At 44.5% G+C, this 400-nt stretch carries 1 protein-coding gene; it reads left to right on the top strand.

All coding sequences use genetic code 11. From position 1 onward, the window contains the following. Positions 1-400, top strand: a 400-nt coding sequence (locus tag ACYVTD_RS17465) for a hypothetical protein (RefSeq protein ID WP_461248895.1), incomplete at both ends; no start/stop codon positions are given.

The raw sequence follows: 400 nt of genomic DNA, 5'->3' as shown, positions 1-400 counted from the left end.
GCGAATTATTATTTCTTTAATGATAGTCCTGTTTCTTTTTGGTTGTAAACAGACCCCTGAAACGCAGACCGAGATCGAACCAACCCCGGAAAACGGAACATCGCCGGGAACCGAAATGCCTACTGAAACGGTATACTTGACAGTTGGCGGCAGCAAAGATCTTAAAGCCATGCTTGGCGTAGGAATGAGCGGTAAAACCATAACATGGTCTTCCAGCGACTCAACAAAAGTAGCTGTTTCCGCTGGCGGCATTGTAACTTCAAACATAACAAGTTTTACAACTGCGGAAGGCGGAAGTAAAAAATACACGGAAGGTTCCGCAAAAACGGAGGTAACAATCATGGCAAAAGCGTCTGATAATACAACAAAACTATTCAAAGTGTTTGCGACAACGGAGGCG

Source organism: Treponema sp. R6D11 (genome assembly GCF_054786075.1).
Note: the sequence above shows the minus strand (reverse complement) of the source record. Positions and strands in the feature narration are given on the sequence as shown.